Source organism: Egibacter rhizosphaerae, assembly GCF_004322855.1.
Lineage (GTDB): Bacteria > Actinomycetota > Nitriliruptoria > Euzebyales > Egibacteraceae > Egibacter > Egibacter rhizosphaerae.
This window is the reverse complement of the sequence record NZ_CP036402.1, coordinates 3,414,062-3,434,250: the sequence shown is the minus strand read 5'-3', so window position 1 is coordinate 3,434,250 and position 20,189 is coordinate 3,414,062. Positions and strand designations below refer to the sequence as shown.

19 protein-coding genes are annotated in these 20,189 nt (G+C 68.6%); 9 read left to right on the top strand and 10 right to left on the bottom strand.

Annotated elements, in window-relative coordinates; translation table 11 throughout:
- Position 1: 1 nt before the first annotated feature.
- The gene (locus ER308_RS15815; RefSeq protein ID WP_131155888.1) at positions 2 to 1,078 is read left to right on the top strand and encodes a LacI family DNA-binding transcriptional regulator; all 1,077 of its coding nucleotides are present in this window, start codon (positions 2 to 4) and stop codon (positions 1,076 to 1,078) included.
- A 15-nt stretch (positions 1,079 to 1,093) separates the two neighbouring features.
- Here the strand turns inward: ER308_RS15815 and ER308_RS15810 are convergent, their stop codons facing one another.
- From ER308_RS15810 to ER308_RS15780, 7 genes are all read right to left on the bottom strand, one after another.
- The gene (locus ER308_RS15810) at positions 1,094 to 1,957 is read right to left on the bottom strand and encodes a cupin domain-containing protein (RefSeq protein WP_131155887.1); all 864 of its coding nucleotides are present in this window, start codon (positions 1,955 to 1,957) and stop codon (positions 1,094 to 1,096) included.
- Positions 1,954 to 3,090 carry a zinc-binding dehydrogenase gene (locus ER308_RS15805; protein WP_131155886.1) on the bottom strand — a complete coding sequence of 379 codons (1,137 nt, stop codon included), beginning with the start codon at positions 3,088 to 3,090 and terminating at the stop codon, positions 1,954 to 1,956. Before ER308_RS15805 ends, ER308_RS15810 begins: the two co-directional genes overlap by 4 nt.
- A 74-nt stretch (positions 3,091 to 3,164) precedes the next feature.
- Positions 3,165 to 4,226 carry a branched-chain amino acid ABC transporter permease gene (locus ER308_RS15800; RefSeq protein WP_131155885.1) on the bottom strand — a complete coding sequence of 354 codons (1,062 nt, stop codon included), beginning with the start codon at positions 4,224 to 4,226 and terminating at the stop codon, positions 3,165 to 3,167.
- The gene (locus ER308_RS15795; RefSeq protein ID WP_131155884.1) at positions 4,227 to 5,105 is read right to left on the bottom strand and encodes a branched-chain amino acid ABC transporter permease; all 879 of its coding nucleotides are present in this window, start codon (positions 5,103 to 5,105) and stop codon (positions 4,227 to 4,229) included. It lies immediately after the preceding gene.
- A 40-nt stretch (positions 5,106 to 5,145) separates the two neighbouring features.
- Positions 5,146 to 5,877 (bottom strand): ABC transporter ATP-binding protein, encoded by a 732-nt coding sequence (locus ER308_RS15790; RefSeq protein ID WP_131155883.1) that lies wholly within the window; start codon positions 5,875 to 5,877, stop codon positions 5,146 to 5,148.
- The gene (locus tag ER308_RS15785; RefSeq protein WP_131155882.1) at positions 5,874 to 6,611 is read right to left on the bottom strand and encodes an ABC transporter ATP-binding protein; all 738 of its coding nucleotides are present in this window, start codon (positions 6,609 to 6,611) and stop codon (positions 5,874 to 5,876) included. The genes ER308_RS15790 and ER308_RS15785 overlap by 4 nt, the downstream gene beginning before the upstream one ends.
- Before the next feature lie 110 nt (positions 6,612 to 6,721).
- Positions 6,722 to 8,098 (bottom strand): amino acid ABC transporter substrate-binding protein, encoded by a 1,377-nt coding sequence (locus ER308_RS15780; RefSeq protein WP_131155881.1) that lies wholly within the window; start codon positions 8,096 to 8,098, stop codon positions 6,722 to 6,724.
- 606 nt (positions 8,099 to 8,704) lie between these two features.
- Here ER308_RS15780 and ER308_RS15775 point away from each other — a divergent pair.
- Entirely contained in the window at positions 8,705 to 9,538 is an 834-nt protein-coding gene (locus ER308_RS15775; RefSeq protein ID WP_131155880.1) for a class I SAM-dependent methyltransferase, read from the top strand.
- A gap of 11 nt (positions 9,539 to 9,549) precedes the next feature.
- On the opposite strand, the gene ER308_RS15770 is transcribed toward ER308_RS15775, so the two are convergent.
- Both ER308_RS15770 and ER308_RS15765 read right to left on the bottom strand, forming a co-directional pair.
- On the bottom strand, positions 9,550 to 9,927 hold the full coding sequence (locus ER308_RS15770; RefSeq protein ID WP_131155879.1) for a nucleotidyltransferase domain-containing protein: 378 nt from the start codon (positions 9,925 to 9,927) through the stop codon (positions 9,550 to 9,552).
- A complete protein-coding gene (locus ER308_RS15765) occupies positions 9,924 to 10,364 on the bottom strand; it encodes a HEPN domain-containing protein (protein WP_131155878.1) in 441 nt (146 codons plus the stop codon). Before ER308_RS15765 ends, ER308_RS15770 begins: the two co-directional genes overlap by 4 nt.
- Positions 10,365 to 10,751: 387 nt before the next feature.
- Here ER308_RS15765 and ER308_RS15760 point away from each other — a divergent pair, with 387 nt between their 5' ends.
- The 7 genes from ER308_RS15760 (at position 10,752) to ER308_RS15730 (ending at position 18,359) form a co-directional block, all read left to right on the top strand.
- A complete protein-coding gene (locus ER308_RS15760; RefSeq protein WP_131155877.1) occupies positions 10,752 to 11,474 on the top strand; it encodes a GntR family transcriptional regulator in 723 nt (240 codons plus the stop codon).
- Positions 11,475 to 11,485: 11 nt separating this feature from the next.
- Positions 11,486 to 12,475 (top strand): Gfo/Idh/MocA family protein, encoded by a 990-nt coding sequence (locus ER308_RS15755; RefSeq protein ID WP_276319850.1) that lies wholly within the window; start codon positions 11,486 to 11,488, stop codon positions 12,473 to 12,475.
- A gap of 145 nt (positions 12,476 to 12,620) precedes the next feature.
- The gene (locus ER308_RS15750; RefSeq protein ID WP_131155875.1) at positions 12,621 to 13,529 is read left to right on the top strand and encodes an HAD-IIB family hydrolase; all 909 of its coding nucleotides are present in this window, start codon (positions 12,621 to 12,623) and stop codon (positions 13,527 to 13,529) included.
- Entirely contained in the window at positions 13,526 to 14,323 is a 798-nt protein-coding gene (locus tag ER308_RS15745; protein WP_131155874.1) for an inositol monophosphatase family protein, read from the top strand. Before ER308_RS15750 ends, ER308_RS15745 begins: the two co-directional genes overlap by 4 nt.
- A 38-nt stretch (positions 14,324 to 14,361) precedes the next feature.
- Positions 14,362 to 15,477, top strand: coding sequence for an ABC transporter substrate-binding protein (locus tag ER308_RS15740; protein WP_165492158.1), 1,116 nt, complete (start codon positions 14,362 to 14,364; stop codon positions 15,475 to 15,477).
- Positions 15,478 to 15,559: 82 nt separating this feature from the next.
- Positions 15,560 to 17,215 carry an ABC transporter permease gene (locus ER308_RS15735; RefSeq protein ID WP_131155872.1) on the top strand — a complete coding sequence of 552 codons (1,656 nt, stop codon included), beginning with the start codon at positions 15,560 to 15,562 and terminating at the stop codon, positions 17,213 to 17,215.
- A gap of 10 nt (positions 17,216 to 17,225) precedes the next feature.
- Positions 17,226 to 18,359 carry an ABC transporter ATP-binding protein gene (locus ER308_RS15730; protein ID WP_131155871.1) on the top strand — a complete coding sequence of 378 codons (1,134 nt, stop codon included), beginning with the start codon at positions 17,226 to 17,228 and terminating at the stop codon, positions 18,357 to 18,359.
- A gap of 80 nt (positions 18,360 to 18,439) precedes the next feature.
- Here ER308_RS15730 and ER308_RS15725 read toward each other — a convergent pair whose 3' ends face one another.
- On the bottom strand, positions 18,440 to 20,140 hold the full coding sequence (locus tag ER308_RS15725; RefSeq protein ID WP_131155870.1) for a serine/threonine-protein kinase: 1,701 nt from the start codon (positions 20,138 to 20,140) through the stop codon (positions 18,440 to 18,442).
- Between the last annotated feature and the right edge of the window lie 49 nt (positions 20,141 to 20,189).

Genomic DNA, 20,189 nt, shown 5'->3' with positions numbered 1-20,189 from the left:
CATGGCCGAGGACGGGGACGGGGCGCTCGCACCGGGCACGTCGGTCACCCTGCGCGACATCGCCAAGGCCGCCGGGGTGGACGTGTCCACCGTCTCGCGCGCGCTGGACCCGCACAAGGAGTCGCTGGTCAACGCCGGCACGCGCGCGAGGATCCGGGCGGCCGCCGAGAACCTCGGCTACACGCCGCACCTGATCGCCTCCGCGTTGCGACGTGGCCGTAGCCTGTCGGTGGGCGTCATCGTTCCCGATCTCGGCAACACCGTGTACGCACCCGTCGTCCGCGGGGTGGCGCACTCGCTCGACCGTGGCGGCTACATCCCCGTGGTGGCGGACACCGAGGACGACAGCGGGCGGCTGGCCACCATCGTGAACCACTTCCTCGGCCGGCGGGTCGACGCGCTCGTCGTGACCGCCGCGCGACGGAGCGACACGGCCTCCCTGGTGCGCTGCCACGCCACCGGCACGCCCGTCGTGCTGGCGGTCCGCACCCTGCCCGACAGCGGGTTGCCCGCGGTGCTGCACGACGACGAGGGCGGGGGCGCGCTGGCGGCGCGCCACCTCGTCGAGCAGGGTCACCGAGTGCTGGCCCAGATCCGCGGGGCGAACGACGTGCAGCCGTTCGTCGACCGGTCGCAGGGGTTCGAGAAGACGGCCACGGCCCTCGGCGCGCGCGTCGAGGACCTCGGCGAGGCGGCGTACGCGCCCACGATCGACGAGGGACGCCGACTGGCCGAGCGGCTCCTGCGCGAGCATCCGTCCTGCACGGCGATCTTCGCGCACAACGACATGCTGGCGCTCGGCGTGCTGGCCGCGGTCAGGGCCAGCGGGCGGCGATGCCCGAACGACGTCTCGATCGTCGGCTACAACGACGAGTTCTTCGCCGAACACCTCGATCCCGCGCTGACGACGGTGCACAACCCGTCGTACGAGCTCGGCCGCCGGTCGGGGGACCTCGCAATCGCGCACATCGAGCGACCCGACGACGAGCCGCCCCCCGACTCGCCCGACTCGATCGCCGCGGAGCTCACGGTGCGCGCCTCGACCGCCGCGCCGCCCGCCACCGCGAACACGCACTGAACGGGGGACGGGAGGTCACGCCTGCCGTGTCGGGAGCGCGGCCCAATCGTCGGGGAAGAAGAACGCCTCCCGCGGCGGGGGCATCGGTGCCTGCACCTCCAGCCACCGCAGCGGTTCGGTGCCGGTGCTCACGAACCCGTGCGTCGCCCCGACGCCGGTCCAGATGACGTCGCCCGCCGCGATCCGCACCTCCTCGCCGTCGACGAGGCCCCACGCCTCGCCCGAGACGAGGTAGTAGCCCTCCTCGAAGGCGTGGTAGTGCTCGCGCGCGCTGAGCTCGCGCGAAGGACGCGGATCGAACTGCACGACGAACAGCGTGTGATGGGCGGCCCCGAGGATGTCATCGACCATCATGCGGATCGCGATGTCGGTGATGTTGTGACCGTGGTAGCCGGGCATCGAGACGGGGCCCGGTGCGCCGAGATCGGAGTCGTCGAAGTGCCCGACCCACCGTGACCGCGGGTCCTGCTCGTCGGGACGCGCGCCGTCGGCGGGGAGGGCGGGCTCCTCGGCGGGATGCGTGGTGACCTCCGGCCCGCCGCGAGGCTGCGGTGCGCGCACGCGCAGCCAGCGCGCCGGGCGGTCGCCGGGGTTGAACCAGGCGTGTGGACACGGGACGGGCGCGAAGCCGAAGTCCTGCGCCGCGAGCCGGTACCGGTCGAGTCCCAGCGCCACCTCGACTTCGCCGGCGAGAACGAAGAAGGACTCCTCGAAGGGGTGCCGGTGCGCGTCGACAGCGGCGCCCGGCGCGAGCTCCACGAGCGCGACCTCCATGTGAACCGAGCCCATCGCCCCGGTGATGAGCGGCGCCACCCGGTAGCCGGGCCAGGGTCCGTCGTGCCACCGCTGCTCGCGCTCTCGGAGGATCCCGTACGTCATGCGGCTGCCTTTCGTGTCGTCGGCGTCGCGCCGAACGCGCGGCGCTCACGCGCCCAGGGATCGATGAGGGTCTTGATCCGCTGCGCCCGCCCACTGGCCAGGGGCTCGAGGCCGTCCTCGACCAGCTCGTCGAGTCCGAGCACGACCGGGGCGACGCGGTCCCAGGCGAGATCGGGCTGGGCCAGGAGGTCGAGCGCAGCTGGCAGGTCGACCTCGCGCACGAGCGCGTTGGTCCCGAGCAGCTCCTGTTCGCGCAGGGAGATCGGACGGAACGCCACGGCCGCCTGTCCGTCGTGCAGCCCGACCACGACGATCCGAACGCCGGGGACGGCTGCGCGCAGGATCGCGTCGAGTACGGGGCCGACGCCGGTGATCTCGAACACGGCGTCGGGTGTGGCCGGCAGCTCACGGATCCGCTCCCCGATGTCGTCGTTCGCGCGGACCTCGAGCAACTCGTGCGCGCCCAGTTCATCGGCGATCGCGAGGCGTTCGCGGTCCCGGTCGAACACGCTCACCCGAGCGCCGGCCCGCACGAGGGCGGGGACGAGGAACGCCCCAATGCCACCGACACCCACGACCGCGACGTGCTCACCCGGGTCGACCCGGCCACGGCGCAGAGCGTGCATCGCGATCGCGGCCGGCTGCCCGAGCGCGGCGAAGTCGGCGGGCAGGTCGAACGTGCTCGCGTCTTCGCACGCGATGCCTGGCACCGCGGCGTACTGGGCCAATCCACCGTGGCGGTGCAACCCGACGGCTGCGTAGTCCGCGCAGAGGTTCGGGCGTCGCTCGCGGCAATAGCGGCAAGCCTCGCATCCGTAGCCGCCTCCGACCGCGACGTCGCACCCCATCCAGGCCGGGTCGCCCCCGTCTCCGACGCCCACGACCCGTCCAGCGAACTCGTGGCCAGGGATCAGCGGACCACGGTGACCGGTGACGGGGTGTTCGCGGTCGATCGGGAACATCACCGGCCCGGCTGCGTACTCGTGCGCATCGGTGCCGCAGATGCCGGCGACCCCGACCTCGACGAGCAGCTCACCCGAACCGGGGCTCGGCGCCGGGACATCCTCGATGCGGATATCGCGGGGTCCGTGGTAGATCGCCGCGCGCATCGTGGCGGAGGCGTTCTCGGCCATGATCTGACCCCAATCCCTCTTCGATCAGCTGTGCACCGCAGCGTGACCCGTCAGTTGTTGCCGGCGCCGACGCGCTAGACGCCGAACCGGCTCCCCTTCTCGCGCTGCACGAGACCGACGATCCCGCGCTTTGCGTACAGCGCAGCCAGAAGGAGCAAGAGCCCCAGCACCATGCGGCTCGACTCCCGAGGAATCTGTTCCCCGAACACTTCCACGCCGACGACGCGGGTGCGCAAGAACTCGGACAGCATCACGATCAGGGGGGCGCCGATCACGGGTCCGATCCAGGACCCCGCTCCACCAATGACCGCCATCAGGACCACGTCGATCGAGATGTTGAGGTCGAAGACGCCTCCTGGCTCGATGTAGCCGAGTCGATAGGAGTTCAGCCCACCCACGAACCCGGCGATGACCGATCCCACGACCAGCGCCTGGATCTTCACCCGGGTCGTGGCCACGCCGAGCACCTCGGCCGCGTCCTCGTCCTCCTTGATGGCGCGCAGGGCATACACGAAGGCGGTCCGTTCGAGCCACCACACCAGCAGCACGACGATCATCGCCCCCGCCAGGAACAGGAAGAAGAAGAACTGCTCGACCGATAACGGACCAGCAGCGGGTGCGTCGAGGAACAGGCCCATGGCCCCGCGCGTGAAATCCGCGTTGTACACGACGATCATCACGAGAAAGCTCAGGATGAGCGTGATGATCGTGAAGTAGGGGCCTCGAAGCCGCAGGGTGGGACCACCCACGATCAGCGCGAACAGAGCGCCGACGACCATCGCAGCCGGCAATGCGATCAGAATGGAGAACCCGTAGGACCCGGACAGGATGCCGGTCGTGTAGGCGCCCACGCCGAAGAAGGCGGCCATCCCGAGGTTCAGGTAGCCGCCGTAGCCTCCGAGCAGGTTCCACGCCTGCGCCAGGAGCAGATACATCAGCGCGGTGGTCACGACACTCACCGTCGCGACCTCACCGAATAGCCCCAACCACACGAGGCTCGCGATCACGGCAATCGCAACGGCCCAGCCGAGCCTCGGTAGCCACGGCATGTTCCGGCTACCGGCGGGGGCCTCGGTCGGTGGTTCGGCCGGGGCCGCGTCCTGCTCCACGGTGCTGGAATCCGGGTTGGTTGACACTCAGATCGTCCTCGCTTTCGAGCCGAAGAGACCTTCGCTTCGGAACAGGAGTGCCGCGGCCAGCAGCCCGTAGACGAGAATGTACGTGTAGTGGAATGGCAGCAGGACGCCGGCGAACGATTCCACGAGCCCGAGGAGGAGCGCTGCGGCCGCGGTGTTCCGCACGTTCCCCAGGCCTCCGACGACGACCACGAGGAACGCCCAGGCCAACCACACGACGTGCATCTGGGGCGTCAGGGAGAAAACGATCGCGAGCGCCACCCCACCGACCGCCGCCAAGGCGGTGCCAATCGCGAACACGAGCGCGTCGAGGCGGTCTACCCGTATTCCTACCAGAGCCGCGGCGTCGCGATTCTGCGCCATGGCCCGGATGCTCCGCCCCGTCATGGTTCTCTGGAGGAACAAGTAGAGCGCCACGACCGCCACGGCCGCGATGGCTGCTCCCGCGAGTCGCGTCAACGGCACGCTGACCCCGAAGCCCCGGAGGGCGGCGTCCAGGTAGCCAGTCGCCATGGACCGCGTGTCCGTCGTCCAGATCACGATCGCGAGGCTCTCGAGGAAGACCATGACCCCGAACAACGCCAACAGGCCGGTTGTCGCCGGCTCCCGAGCAATCCGCCGAATGGTCGTTGAACCGACGAGATAACCAGCAACCGCGAAGATCGGCACGATCAGCGCTCCCGCGAGGAACGGATCGAGCCCCCAGTTGTTTACCAAGGTGATCGTGAGAAAGGCAGCGAAGATGAGAAAGGCGCTATGGCTCACGTTGACGATCCTCAGGACACCCATCGTGAGGCTGAGGCCGACGCCCACGGCGGTGTACACGAGTCCCAGGAGGATGCCGGAGATGGTGGTTTGCACGAAGACTGTCAACGCCACCGTGCGACCTCCTTCACGCCGTTAACTGCCCTCGGACCGCTCAGATGCGCAACCATGACCGGATCACATCCCCGAGTTGGCCCTCGAAGGCCTCGGTGTCCCCGTGCACGTCGTTCTTGCCGTATGCCAGCGTGTAGATGTAGTCCGCGAGATGCGCCGCGGCCTGCACGTTCTGATCGACCAACAGGATCGTTCGGCCGTCGTCCTTCAGCGCCTCAAGGTCCTGATACACCTCGTTCACCAGCACGGGCGCGAGGCCGACGGACGGTTCGTCGATCAGGAGTACCGATGGGTCGAGAATGAGCGTGCGGGCGATCTCGAGGATCCGTTGCTGTCCCCCGCTCAAGCTCCCCGCATGCCGCTTGCGCAGGTCGGCGAGCTTCGGGTACCGCTCGAAGGTGTCCTCGACCGCCCTCCGCAGCCGAGCGCGGTCGTGGCGCCAGAGCCACCCACCGAGTTCGAGGTTCTCCTCCACCGTCATCTCGGGGAAGGTCGACCGGCCTTGCGGGAGTAGGGAGATGCCGAGTTCCAAGCGCTCCTGGGGACTCGTCTCCGTGATGTCGGAGCCGTCCAGCAGGATGCGGCCCTCGCGTGGGGACAGGAAGCCGTAGAGCACCCGCAGCGAGGTCGACTTGCCCGAACCGTTGGGACCAAGAACCGCGGTCACCTTGCCGGGAGCCGCCTCCAACGTGACATGGTTGAGGACGAGGTCCGAGTCGGAGTAGCCCGCAACGACGTCCTGCATCTGCAACAGCGGGGCCGAATCGCTCACTGGTCGTCTCCTGCGCCGACGGGCTGGCCGAGGTAGGCCGTCACGACCTGGTCGTCCTGCTGAACGTCGGTGGGCAGTCCCTCCGAGATCGCGCTCCCCTGGTCCATGCAGACGAGCCACTCCGACATGGCGATCAGGTCCGGGACTTCGTGGCTGACGATGATGAAACCCGTGCCTTCCTCGTTGGCTGCGAGGATCCGCCCTTGGAGGACCTCTTTGATCGTGGGATGCACCCCCGCGAATGGCTCATCCATAAGGACGACGTGTGGATCGGTGACCAGGGCCCGCGCGAACTCCAAGAGCTTCTGCTGACCCCCCGAGAGCTCGCTGGCCGCCTGATCCCGCTTGTCGATCAGGTTCACCAGTTCGAGGAGTTGGTTCGCGCGATCAACGAAGCCGGCACGCCTACCGTGGAGATGCAGCGTCGGCGTCAGCATGTTCTCCATGACGGTGACGCTCTTGAAGACGCGCGGTGTCTGAAAGGTGCGGCTGACCCCTGCGGCCGCGAGCTGGTGTGGGCTGCGGCCGGTGACGTCCACATCACCCAGCAGGACCCGCCCCTCATCGGGCTTGTACACACCGTTCAGCACGTTCAGCAACGTGGTCTTACCGGAGCCGTTCGGCCCGATGAGCCCGACGATCGATGACGGCTCGGGCCTCAGCGTGACGCCGTCGACCGCCCAGAGACCACCGAACCGTTTCCGAATCCCTTCGGCTGCTAATGCGCTGCGCATGGACGCTCCCGTTCCAAGCCGGATCAGGTCGTGAGGCTGACTGGTGGGACACCCGGGGCCTCGCACCGGTATGTCCCACCAGATGAGTGAACAGCCTCAGCCCGCGAACGTCACGGGGTCGGCATCGGGATCTCGGGCTCGGCCGTCGCCCGGTCCTCGGGCCAGACCAACTCGTTCTGACCGTCGACGAACTGCACCACCGCCGCGTAGTAGGCGGGCATCCGATTCTCGTCCAGGTCGAGCGGCCCCGTGGCCGTCTCGAACGAGTTGTTCGTCACGTGCTCGCGTAGCTCCTCCTGATCTAGTGAGCCGACCTCCTCCACCGATTGCTCGAGCGTCTGCAGGATCGCCAGGGCGCCCGACGCGTAGGTGGGCATCTCCTCCCAGCCGAACTCCTCCTGCAGCACCTCGTGGAGTTCGTCCAGCTCGGGGAAGTCGTCCGCCGGCGGCCACGACATGGTTGTGGCCATGACACCCTCGCCGGCGTCGCCCAGGTCCTTCCAGTAGGGCACCGTCGTGACCTGCGACCCGCAGGAGCAATAGATGTCCGGCTGGAACCCGAGCTCGTTCGCGGTCCTCGCGAGCAGCGATGCACCATCCGGGAGCGACAATGCGAAGAAGAGGTCCACGTCCTCGGCCATGGCGTTCTGGATGATCCCGCTCACGTCGGTGGCGTCCGGCGAGTACTCCTCCTCCACGACCACCTCGATGCCCAGGTCGTCCGCCCGCTCAAGCACACCGGGGTACTCCTCGAACCCGTCCCGCACCACGAGCGTGAACGGGTTCTGCTCCGTCGCGATCCCGATTCGCTCGGGCCGCTCGTTCTCCGGCATGGCCTCGACCATCTCGAAGATCCCCCGCGCGTACTCGGGATCCTGATAGGTGAACGACCCCACGAGCCAGTCGGAGCTCTGGAACAGCTCCACACCCACGAAGCCCCCGTTCCAGAGCAGCATCTCGTTCCGCTCGGCGATCGGGATCACGGCCCCACCGACCGCAGTCGTGTAGGGGGCCAGCAGGAGGTCGACCTCGTCTTCGTTGATCAGACGCTGGTAGAGATCCTGCGCGACGTCCGGTGTGCTCTCGTCGTCGTAAATCTGGAGCTCAACCGGTCGTCCGAGGAGGCCGCCCTCCTCGTTGATCCGCTCCTCCCAGTACTCGTACGCGGCCAGGTAGCCGGCCGAGGGCTCGGCGAACCCACCCGTGAGACCGAGGCTTCCCCCGATCACGATCGGGTCCCCGTCCGGCTCTCCCTCGACCGCTTCGTCCTCGTCATCCGCGTCGTCGGGCTCATCCGTCTCGTCGTCGGGCTCGTCGGCCTCGTCGTCGGACTCGTCCGCCTCATCGTCGGGCTCGTCGGCCGCATCGTCGGGGGCATCCTCCCCCTCTGCCTCCTCGGGGTCCTCGATCTCACATGCCGCGGTCAAGAGGGCCAGCGCCGCCAGGACCGCACAGACCGTGGCGCCGCGTTTCCACTTCGATCGCATCAGCCTTCCTCCTCCTCGCTGAACGCCGAACCTGCGCGCTTACGCCCCCCGGTTTGTGTGGTTGGCTCGTTTCCCTCCGACTGCAAACGGTTGTCTTGCAAACGGTTGAATGCAACAACGCCGTTGTCCTGCTGTCAACCCCCGAATCGATGGGCGCACCGACCGAGCTCGATCTGCGCGCGAGCAGGCGCTCGCAAGGGGCTATGGCGCGGCGCGCACCGAGGACCGCAGGGCCCTCACGAACCCACAACGACCCGTCCGTGGCCTCCTGGCGGGGCACAGTCCAGCTCGCCTTCGATCGTGACCCCTCGCCCACTTGGCCGAGAACGGGTGGACCGTCGTGGCTCCGCAACAGGGACTCGTGCCACTGCTCCCCACGACCCCGGGACAACCTCCGGGTCCTGACGGCTGGTGGCCATCTCCAGCACGACGCCACTGGGTTGCTCGAACGAACTCTTCTTATGAGTTCGTTCGAACAACGCTCTTGTTCGCCCGGTCAGTGCAGCCGCTCACCGCGTTGATCACGAGGCGCCCTTGCCCCCTTCGCCAGGTCAACCGTCCTTCGGTTCGTCCTCGGTGTCCGCCGCACCTCGTACGCTTGACCGCATGTCAGAGGCCCCCTTCCCGGAGATCGAGATCCGGGACTCCGAGCAGCTGCCGTTGATGAGCCGGGTCGAAGGCGTCTACCTCGACCGGTTCGGCGACGCGTGGGACTACCAGGCCGACGCGTGGAAGCGACTCAGCCGCGTCTTCGAGCGCCTCGACAGCGGGGGGGACATCCTCGACGTGGGCGCTGGCTCGGGGCAGTTCGCCAACTGTCTCGCGTGGTCGGAGCAGTTCGCCTCGGTCACCACGATCGATGCGACCCGCTTCGGCAAGTACATCGAGCTCGACGACTCGATCCAGTACCACGAGATGAGCGTTGGCGAGATGGCCTTCGAGGACGACGCCTTCGACGTCGTGACCTGCATGGAGGTGCTCGAGCACGTCCCCGAGGAGATCTTCGAGCCCGCCATCGCCGAGCTGCGGCGCGTCTGCCGTGGCCAGCTGGTCATCACCGTGCCCTACCGCGAGCCCGAACCGATCTCCGAGACCCACGTGCGTCGGTTCGAGGACGAGGACTTCCTGCGCCTGTTCCCGAACGCCGAGTTCGCGATCCTGCGCCGCCCACGCAAGCCCTGGATGATGATCCAGGAGCGCTTCGACGGGCAGCCCAACCAGATTCCCCTGGAGGTGGGGCGGGAGGGCCGGCTGCGGCAGGCCGAACGCGAGCGGGATGCCGCGCAGCTGCGCGAACGCGACAGCGCCGCGCGGCTCCGCGAGCGGATCGCGGCTCTGGAGCGGGAGGTCAACGCGCTCCGTGGGCGCAAGGTGGTGCGAGCGGCCAACGCGGCCGGCCGCGGGCTCCGACGCATCCGGTCGACCGCGCGCCGCCGGTAACAGAGGGGCGATCAGCCCATGGCCTCCCGCGGTGGGCTTCTGCGGACCCAGATGCCGGAGTCCTGAGCCTCCGTCGCGGCAAGGTCGCCGGTGCGCTGGCGCGCCATCCACTCCTCGACGGTCCAGACCACCGCCTCGACACCGTCGGGCGACGGGGAGCCCACCGCCTGTTGCCGGGCGGCGGCGCCGTCTGGCAAACGCTCGGCGAGCACGACCACGTCGATGTCGCTCTCGTCGTGGAAGTCGCCGCGCGCTGTCGAGCCGATGACCGCGACGCCCCGCACGTCGAGTTCTGCGGGCAACCTCGCGGCGAACGCTCGGGCGACCTCCACCCGCTCTTCCTGCGAGCGCCGACGCGCTCGGACCACCTCGTCCGGGCTGGGGCTCATGATGGCTCTTCCTCGCTGGCCTCCCGAAGACGCTCCGCGTGCTCGACGACCTCCGCGATGGTCTGTCGCGCCGTCTCGATCGCACGGTGCGCTGCTTGGGGACCGTAGTGGTCCGCTGGAGTGCCGTCGGCCAGCGCATCGGGGTAGCGGGTCGGTTGGTATTGGGCCGCGAGCTCGCCAAGACGCTCCCGGAGGCCGGCGTCCAGCTGCAGTCCCCCACGCGCGTAAGCACCCTCGGCGAGCCGTGGGAGCGCATGGCTGCGCGAGTCTGAACGCGCCCCCACGGCGTGCCGCAAGGCTTTCAGCGCGCACTGCGCGGCCTGTTCGGCGTGGAGGACCGCGGCATCGTGGAATCCCCCGCCAGAGCTGTGCTCCGCGACCGCGAGCTGGTGCCGGGCCGTGGCGATCCACCGTGTGAGGTCGTGCTCGTCCAACATGCCGACACGATACGCCTGCAATCGGCGAACGGACCGGGCGAAGTGCTTACTCCGGCCGCTCAGGGGCCGATGGAACCACTAGAGCCGGCCGCCTACGAGGTGGGGGGTTCCTGTCAGGCGAAGCCCCGACCTCGGGAGAAGGGGTCGGGGCTTACGCTTGCCCGCCGGGAGGATCATCAGGCTCCACGCGGCTGCCGACCGAGACGGGCGGCTGACCCGGGAGTCCGGGGACGCACCCTTGACTTCCACTCGATCCCGAAGGTAGTTTCAGATTAATGTAATGACATTACATCATAGTCGTTCTGTTACTCGCGCGCGCACCGCGAGACTGGCCCTCGCGCCGAACACCACAGGGAGGTGGCGGCCCTGACAGAAGCACTTCGGGACGTGAGACTCGACCACGCGAGCCCCGTGCCCCTGTACCACCAAGCGGCGACATGCATCGAGGAGATGATCGCGAGCGGGGCGATCGGACTCGGCGAGAAGCTGGAGGGCGAGGTCGAGCTCGCTGAACGGTTGGGGGTCAGCCGTCCAACGATCCGTGCCGCGCTCACGGTGCTCGTCGACAAAGGACTCCTGGTCCGCCGCCGCGGTTACGGCACCGTTGTCGCGGCGATGCCCATCACCAGGCCCTTGGCACTCACCAGCTTGCACGACGACCTGATCGAGGCCGGCAGGACACCCCGCACGGAAGTGCTCGAGGTCAGCACCCAACCGTGTCCCGAGGAAGCGCGCGGGGCCCTGCAGCTCACTGCCACGAGCGAGACGTACGTTCTGCGCCGGCTACGGTTCGCCGACGAGGAGCCCATCGCGCTCATGCGCAACACGGTCCGAGCCGAAGGCTTGACGCTGAGTCGGTCAGCGCTTCAGGACCGCAGCCTCTACCACCTGCTCGGCCAACAGGGGATCCGCCTCTACGGGGCCCACCAGCGCATCGGCGCGACAAGCGCCGACCCCGAGCAGAGCCGGCACCTGCAGGTGGAGCAGGGTGCGGCGTTGGTGCAGGTCGTTCGGACGAGCTACGACGCGGCGGGAACCCCGATTGAGTACGCCCACCTGCTGTATCCAGCACATTCCTACTCGGTCGAGATGACCCTCATGGAGCGCTGACATTGCGGCTGGTGGTCCTGGGCACGGGTCGAATGGCAGGGCAACGGGCGCTGACAGGGGGCTCCCACCCCGACGTGAGCGACCTGCTGATCGCCGGCCGGGACGTCGACAGAGCTCAGCAGGTCGCCAACCGAAGCGGGGGGCGCGCCGTCCATATTGAGGATGCGTTCTCGAATGCGCCCGACGTCGCGATCGTCGCCACCGCCACCGCAGCACATCCGGAGTTGATACGGCAAGCCATCTCCCACGGGGTGCCGATCCTGTGCGAGAAGCCCATCTCGGAGTCCCTACCAGAGAGTCGTGAACTCGTATCCGCGGCCGAGCAGACCGGCATCCCGGTACACGTCGGCTTCCAACGGCGCTTCGATCCCGGTATGCGAGCGGTCCGACGCGCCGTCACCGAGGGCACCCTCGGTCGCCTCTATCACTTGCGAATCGCGGCCCACGATGCGGAACCGGGCGACGAGCACTACATCGCCAGCAGCGGCAGCATGTTTCGCGATATGCACGTGCACGACTTCGACCTCGTGCGATGGCTCACCGGCGAGGAAGTCGTCGAAGTCGACGCGGTGGGCACCGTGCGGGGACACGAGCGGTACGCCCGGCACGGGGACGTGGACGTTACCGCGCTCCGCCTCACCACCGATTCGGGATTGCCGGTGCTGGTTACCGGGTCGCGTCACAACCCGGCCGGCTACGAGGTGCGGCTCGAAGCGCTCGGGTCCGGCGCGTCGCTGGGTGCGGGCAACGCCACCGCGGTCGCCCCCAAACCCCTCGATCCGGGAGCCGAACACCACTCGCATCCGCGCTTCGAGGGGTTCTTGGACCGCTTCGCCACCGCGTTCGAGCTCGAGACGCACGCGTTCCTCGACGCCCTCGCGCGAGGAGACGCGCCGCCCACACCGGCCGAAGCTTCGCTGGCCGCCCTGCAGGTGGCGGTCGCGGCGGAGCGATCCTGGCAAGACGGGACTCGAGCGCTCGTCGCCGACAGGGAGGCGTGAATCCCCTCACCGAAGCCCGCTCGCACGACGATTGGGACGAGCGCATCTATGTTGTGCTTACAAATAAAAGTATTGACATTAGAACGCCCGCCGTCCTAGCCTCCCCGACCATCCTTGAGGTGTGGGTGAAGGAGTGTGGTCGGGCATGCCGGAGCGTTCCGCGACCGTGGACGCGGATAAGGGTCGCCTCCAGCACGACCTGGCCGCCGTTGTCATCGACATCGACGGCACGCTGGTCGACACCTCGACCGAGGTCTCGGTGGACGACCGCGCAGCCGCCGGAGAGCTCCTGGCGAGTGACCGGGCACTCCACCTCGCCACCGGTCGCAACGAGACGTCCGCCGCCCGGATCGCCGCGCAACTGCCGACCACCCCACCCGCGATCCTCTACAACGGCGCCCGGCTGGTCGATCTGTCCACCGGTGAGGTTCACTGGGAAGCTCGCCTCCCTGCGGACGAGCACGAGGCCCTCATCAGGCTCCTCTCGAGCGGCGATCTCCCCGCCGAGCCGGTCGTGTACAGCGACGACGGTGTGCTCGTCCGACGGCGCGAGAGCCCGGTTCGGGAACTGCTGGAACGCGACGGCACGCCCGCGGAGCTGATCCCCGACCTGAGCGCCACGAGTGGGCGCCCGGCCATCAAGTGGCTGCTGATCACGGACCCCTCCGAGGTGTCCACCCTCGAGGCGCGCCTCAGCGAGGCAGTGCCACGATTGACCACCACGCGCTCCGAACCTGGCTATGTGGAAGTGCTCCCCCCTGATGTCGACAAGGGAGCGGCCCTGCTGCGCCTTTGCGAGCTGCAGGGATACGAGCCCGCGCACGTGGCCGTTGCCGGTGACAACCCCAACGATGGCCCCATGCTCGAGCACGCCGGACTGCCACTCGCGGTCCAGAGCGCAGACGAGCGTCTTCGAGACCTCGCCTTGGCCGTCTTACCCGATCCGCCGAACGGGTCACTCCGAACGATCGTCACGTGGATTCTCGACGACGAGCGGGGCGCGTCCGGGGGGCGCGGAGGTCGAGCGAGCGCGCACGAGCAGGGGGCTTCATGACGCTGCTCGGTCGAACCCGCACCGCCGTCTCCATCGCGCGCAGCGCCGCCGACGCGATCCGTCGGGCGGACACCCCCCGCCTGCCCCGGTTGAAGCGGAACGTTGCTGACCTGCAGACCGCGACCGACCGCGCCGTTGAGGAACTCATCCGTCGACAGCTCAGCACCGCCTTTCCGGGCGAGGCCATCATCGGCGAGGAAACCGTCGGTCCCAGCGAGCACGACTGGACCACGCCCGCCTGGCTGGTCGATCCCATCGACGGCACCACCAACTACTTCCGCGGACTGCCCGCCTACGCCGTCAACCTCGCGTTCTGGGACGGCACCCGGGTGGCCCTCGGGGTCATCGCGGACGTGCCCCGACGCCGGATCTATGCCGCGGAGCGGGGCCGGGGGGCATGGCGCGGTCGCCGGCGTCTCCGCGTTGCGTCCACGTCCAGCTTGGAGCGCGCCTGCTTGAGTACCGGTTTCCCCCCGGACATGTCGGACCCGGAGCGCAACAACCTCGAGCCGTTCGTCCGTGTGGTGCCGTTGGTCCGAAGTATGCGACGACTCGGCTGCGCGGGCTTGGACATGGCTGCCGTTGCGACCGGAACGACAGACGGCTACTGGGAGCTGAGCGCCGGCCCGTGGGATTGGGCCGCCGGGGCCGTGCTCGTTGAGGAGGCCGGCGGTCGAGTCACCGCTCGTGACGGAACGCCGTGGCATCCCGCCGACGGCGAGGCTGTCGCCACGAACGCACGGATCCACGAGGAGCTCCTCACCTGCCTGAGGGCTCGTGCGACGGCTGGTTGAGGACCCAGGGCTACTGCCCCGAGCGCAGGAGGATGGAAATGAGCCGACGTTTGGTGATTCTCGCGTCCCTGCTGGTGGTCGCGTTGTTCGCTGCCGCCTGCGAGACGGAAGAGACCGCCGACCCGGGCGCTGATCCGGTGGACGATCCCGACGGGGACGAGGAGGCGGTGGACGACGATGTCGAGGAAGTCGAGGAGGAGGAACTCACTGACGTCCCTGACGACGCCGAACTCGTGATCTATGGCGCGCTCCACGAGGAGGAGATCGACCGGATCGCCTCCGCATTCGAGGATGCGACGGGGGTCCCAACGGAGACGATCCGAGCCAGTGCCGGCGAGATGACCGCACGCATCGAGGCGGAGGGGGACAACCCTGACGGCGACGTGTTCCTCGGTGGCCCGAGCGAGACCCACGAGCCGCTCGTCCCCGACTTCCTTCGGGCCTACGAGTCTCCGGTCGCGGTCGAGGACTATGACGAGGACCATTACCACTCAGAGCACTACTGGCACGGCTTCTACATCGGCGCGCTCGGTGTCGCGATCAACACGGAGCGCTGGGAGGACGAGTTCGGGGACGATCCCTATCCCGAGACGTGGGACGACCTTCTCGACGAGCAGTACGAGGGAGCCCTCGCCATCGCCGAACCCGCGTCGTCCGGCACGTCGTACAACATGCTCGTCACACAGGTATTCCGACTGGGTGAGGACGAGGCGTTCGACTGGTACGAGGAGTTCGACCGGACGGTGGGCCAGTACACGTCGAGCGGTGCGGCCCCAGCTCGCATGGCGGGCGCCGGCGAGTTCACGCTCGCGGTCACCTTCGGCCACGACATCCTGACGCCTATCCAGGCCGGCTTCCCACTGGAGCTGGTGTACCCGGAGGATACCGGCTTCGAGATCGGAGCCGTGTCGATCATCGACGACGGCCCGAACCCGGAGGCCGCCGAGGTGTTCGTCGACTGGATGCTTGGCCCGGAGGCCAACCAGTTGCACACCGATCTGAGCCTGCGGGTGCCGCTCCGGGATGATGTTGAGCTCCCGGGAGCCGCGGATCCCGTCGACGAGCTCGACCTCGTCGACGGCTTCGACGCGGAATGGGCCGGCGAACAACGCGACCATCTCCTCGACGAGTGGGAGGAGCGGGTCGGTGGTTGAGTAGTGGCTGGGCGGGGCGCGGCGAGCTCCGAGCTGTTGCGCCCCGCTTGGTGCGAGTCCGACGACCGCTCACGAGGAGACGATGGCCACGCAGACCGCTCCGCGGAGATCCGCCACCTCGGGCTTGTTGCGACAGGTCCAGCAGGACCCTTCGTCCTACGTGGTCGCGGCGGTCATGGCGATCGTCCTGTTGATCTTCGTCCTGTGGCCGACGGTGGCCCTGCTGTTCGAGCCTCGCGGTGGGGATTGGCTGGACTACCTCACGAGCGAGCGCCTTCGGGGCATCACTCGCAACACGGCGGTAATGGTCGTGCTCTCCACCGTCACCGCGACGGTTACCGGTTTCCTCTTCGCGTTCGCACTCACCCGCGACGACATACCCGGGAAGCGGTTCTTTCGGTTCATCTCGCTACTGCCGCTGGTATCGCCCCCCTTCGCGCTGGGCCTGGCCTTGCTGTTGCTGTTCGGTCGCCGTGGCCTGCTCACCTACGAATTGCTCGGGCTCGAGGTCGACGCGTACGGCCTCAGCGGCATCTGGATCGTGCAGACGTTCTCCCTGTACCCGGTCGCCGTCCTCTCGCTCGCGTCGGTGTTGCGCAACCAGAGCCCGGCGCTGGAGTGGGCGGCGCGGGATCTGGGCCGCAGCTGGTTCGGCGTCATCCGCACGGTCACGCTGCCGCTGGCGATGCCCGGGTTACTCAGCGCCGCGCTCCTCGTCGCGATGTTCGTGCTGGCGGACTTCGGCAACCCACTGCTCGTCGGTGGTGACTACCGTGTGCTGGCCGTTGAGGCCTTCATGCAGGTCACCGGGAGATTCGACCTCGGTGTCGCGGCCGTGCTCTCCGCGGTGCTCCTGCTGCCGGCGCTGCTCTTCTTCCTGATCCAGCGCCGCATCCTGAGTCACCGCTCCTACGTCACGGTCACGGGCAAGGAGAGCTCGCTGTCGCCGATCCCCACGCCCCCCGCCGTGCGCTGGGGGCTCGCCGTGTTCATGGGCGTGGTGACCGCCTTCCTGCTGATCACCTACGCGAGCATCTTCGCGGGCGCCATCACCACCACGTGGGGCATCGACTGGTCACTGACGGCCGACCACCTCGACTACGTGCTGTTCCGCACCGGCGATCTGCAGAACAGCGCCGTGTACGCCGCGATTGCCGCGTTCGTCTGCGCGTTCTTCGCCGCGGCGGCCGGCTTCTTCCTCCACCGACGATGGGTACCTGGTCGCGGGGCCCTCGATGCCCTTTGCGTACTGCCCGCCGCGCTCCCCGGAACAATGCTGGGGATCGCCTACGTGATCACGTTCAACACTGAGCCCCTCGTGCTCACCGGGACCGCCTTCATCATCATCATGTCGATGATCATCAGGAACCTTCCCGTCGGTTATCGCAGCGGGGTGTCCGCCTTGCATCAGATCGGCTCCTCGATCGACGAGAGCGCGGCCGACCTCGGGGCCAGCGGCTTACGCACGTTCCGAACGATCATGCTCCCGCTCATGAAAGGCGCGTTCACGGCCGCGTTCGTCTACGCGTTCGTGAAGTCGATCAACACCCTCAGCGCCGTGATCTTTCTGACCAGTCCCGGCAACCAGCTGGCTTCGGTGTCCATCATGGGCCTGGCGGAGCACGGTTACTGGGGCGAGGCCGCCGCCATGTCCTCGGCGCTGATGCTCATCACCTTTGCGGCGCTCGCCGTCTTCCGCGTGGCGACCCGCGGTCGCGTCCGCCTCTTCGAACTGTGAGGACTCGCCCATGGCCGACGCACACTTGCAGCTGGTGAACCTCCGGAAGACGTTCGGGGAGGATGTGGCCGTCGACCACGTCGACATGGCGATCGAGCGTGGCAGTTTCACGTGCCTACTCGGCCCGAGTGGGTGCGGGAAGACCACGACCCTGCGGATGATCGCCGGATTCGTCGATCCCGACGACGGGGACGTCCTCATCGGCGGGGTCTCACAGATCGGACGATCGGCGCACCGGCGGCCAACGTCCATCGTGTTCCAGGACTATGCCCTCTTCCCGCACATGACCGTCGAGGACAACGTGGCGTACGGCCTGCGTACCGCGAAGATCGACAAGGAGACGGTCGAGCGGCGCACCCGGGAGACCCTGGAGCTCATGGGGCTGGAGGGCCTGGCCAAGCGCTATCCGCGGCAGCTGTCCGGGGGACAGCAGCAGCGCACGGCCCTCGCACGATCGGTCGTGACCGAGCCCGAGGTGTTGCTCATGGACGAGCCCCTCTCCAACCTCGACGCGAAGCTCAGAGCGCGGCTGCGGACCGATCTCCGCGCGTTGCAGCAGCGGCTCGGCATCACCACGCTCTATGTCACTCACGACCAAGAAGAGGCCTTGGCAATGGGTGACGCCGTCGCGGTGATGTTCGACGGACGAATCGAGCAGTCCGGCACGCCCCACGAGCTCTACTACGAGCCCGAGACCCCTTTCGTTGCGGACTTCATCGGGATGAACAATTTCATCCCTTGCGAGATGCGCAAGTTCGCCGAGGGACAGATCGTCGTCGAGCTAGCGGACCATCAGCGACTCGAGTTCGACGGCGCGCGCATCTCGGGCGGCGACGTGAGCGAAGGGGAGGAAACCGCCCTCGTGATCCGACCGGAGGCGCTCTCCGTCGATGTCGACGGCTCCGCGACTGCGGGAGCCGAGATCCAGGGATCGCTCATCGGGAGCCAGTTCCTCGGGCCTCTCCGGCGCCATTGGGTCAAGGTGGCCGGAACGGAAGTAGTCATCGACGAGTACGACCCGGACCTGGAGCCCATCGCCGAGCCGGATGATCCCGTTCGGGTCCGACTCCCCACCAACTCCATCACCATCATGAAGGGTGGAGCCGAGAAGGCCACGAGGGGCGATCCCGCCCTGCGAACCTAGGTACCTGTCGTCACCCCAGTGGCAACCGCGACTACGCCCACCGCCACCGTCACGTGCACGGTGCCCACGGCGAGCCGAGGTCAGGTCGCTGCATCGGCCACCGGCTCGAGGACCTGCTGGGCTCGGCGCCCGCGCTCGTCGTCGATCTCGGCGTCGGCGATCCACTCCTCGAGGTCGTTGATCAGCTCCCCGGCGTCATCGGCGCGGTCCTCGGCCTCCTCCGCCTCGAGCAGGTCCTCGAGATCGCTCAACAAGTCCTCGCCCTTCTCGCCCCAGGCGCGTCGATCGATCGCGACCTCGGCGAAGAGCGCGCTGACCTCAGCGAGCTCCGGGGCATCGGGACGGCCGACCGGCTCGAGCGCCTCGACGGCCTCGCGACCGACCTCCGCCTCGAGCTCGTCGTCGGCGATCCAGTCCGCGACCTCCTCGATGGCGTCGCGGGCCTCCTCGGCGCGTTCGGCCCCCTCGTCCTCCTCGCGGACGTTCATCAGTTCTTGGAGGAGGTCCTCACCGCGCTCGCCCGCCGCCCCCGGATCGCGCGCGAGGTCGCCGATCAGCTCATCGAGGTCCCGGGCGTCCGCCTCTCCCTCATCGGCCTCTTCGGCGTCAGCACCCTGGTCAGGCTCGGAGGTGCCGGGGTCGACCTCCGGCCCCTCGGGCTCGGCGCCGGGTGCCGCCTCGTCCGTGGGTCCGAGGGGGTCGTCGGGCGCATCCTCGCCCAGCAGCAGGCTCGCGAGCGCGATGACGGCCAGCACACCCCCGGTGAGCAACGCGGCCAGCTGCCAGCGACGCGATCCCGCAGGACCGGACGGAGGCGCATCCTCGGGTCGCAGCGCCGCGGTTTCCCCCGGCGTCGGCGTGGGCTCGCTGGCCGCGACGGTCTCGCCGTCGGCTCGAAGGTGGGCGCGCATCTCGGCGGCATCCACGAAGCGGTCGGCCGGGTCCTTGGCCAGCGCGCGCTCCACCGTCGTCACGAGCGCCGGGGCGACGTGCGGTGCATGGTCACGCAGTGGTGGCAGCGGGTCCTGCTGGTGGGCGAGCGCCACCGCCACCGGGTTCGACCGCTCGAAGGGCGGGTGGCCGGCCAGGCACTCGTAGAGCACCACCCCCAGCGAGTAGAGGTCGCTGGCCGCCGATGGCTCGCGCCCCGCGGCCTGCTCGGGCGCGAGGTAGCGAGGGCTGCCGACCACCTGGCCAGTGCCGGTCACCCCGCCGGTGGCGGTGTCGAGGGCCTTCGCGATGCCGAAGTCGGCCAACTTCACGCCGCCCCGCGTGGGCAGCAGCACGTTGGAGGGCTTCACGTCGCGGTGCACCAACCCGCGGGCGTGCGCGGCCTCCAGCGCGTCGAGAACCGCCCGCCCGATCGCGACCGCCTCGTCGGCGGGGATCCGGCCACGCGCCCGGAGCCGGTCCGCGAGGGTGGCGCCCTCGACCAGCTCCATGACGACGAAGGGACGCCCGTCGTCCTCGCCCACGTCGTGCACCGCGACGGTGTTGGGATGGTCGAGTCGCGCCGCCGACCGGGCCTCGCGCAACAGGCGCTGCCGGCTGTTCGGATCCGCGTCGAGCAACTCGTCGTGCACGAGCTTGACCGCGACACGGCGATCGAGACGGCGGTCGTAGGCGGCGTGCACGCGCGCCATCCCACCCGAGCCCAGCAGCTCGGCGAGTTCGTAGCGGTCCGCCAGGACGGTCACGCGCGAGGGCTCCGAGGGCAGGCTGGCCGGGGCGTCCTCAGGGTAGCGATCGGCCCGATCGAGGATTCCCCGGTCAGCGCCCACGGGCGAGAGGGCGATCAAGCGCGGGGCCCTGGGGACTGCGGTCAGCGCG